Consider the following 626-nt stretch of genomic DNA (forward strand, 5'->3'; position numbering starts at 1 on the left):
CTGGCATAGTCGGGTAAGAGAAGAGCATTACTGTCCTTCCCTCCCCTAAGAACCGTACGTGATAGTTTCCCATCATACGGCTCAAGCCTTATAAAGCCTATTGCTGCCACAATAAGCCGGTTGTATATCATTCGTATACAAATTTGAAATTGCTGTAGGATTTATTTTTGCGTTCAGCGAAGTATTCCATCCAAATTTCATCGTAGGGATTCGCTTCCGCTTTAATACGTGTAAAACGGGTAATGTTTGTGTCGGTTGCATATACTAATGCGAGATAATTATCCTCCGTCAGCTTTTCAGAGAAAGTCCAGCTACGGTTTCCGATTCTGTGGAAATATTTATCTCTTATCCATGCGGCTGGTTTGTTTTTATGTCTACGTCGGCACCATCTCCATAGCGCCTTGAATGTCTGCCAGTCCACATATCTAAATGCAACCGAAGATACGTTATACTTCTGAAAGTTCACCCATCCTCTGATAATAGGATTCAGGCATTTGATCAGATCGGATTGCTTGCCCGTTCGGAACTTCTTAATTGTTCCACGAATTTTACGCATAATTGATTTAACATTCTGTTTTGATGGTTTGGTAAGTAATTTATCCCCATATTTACGAATATTACAACCC

The 626-nt window shown here is 40.6% G+C and carries 1 protein-coding gene; it reads right to left on the reverse strand.

Features of this window, described 5'->3' with window-relative positions; genetic code table 11:
* Positions 1-127: 127 nt before the first annotated feature.
* Positions 128-626, reverse strand: a 499-nt coding sequence (locus ACESTK_RS20525) for a group II intron maturase-specific domain-containing protein (protein ID WP_373120642.1), incomplete at its 5' end; no start/stop codon positions are given.

The organism is Ruminococcus sp. Marseille-P328, from assembly GCF_964249465.1.
GTDB lineage: Bacteria > Bacillota > Clostridia > Lachnospirales > Lachnospiraceae > Blautia_A > Blautia_A faecis.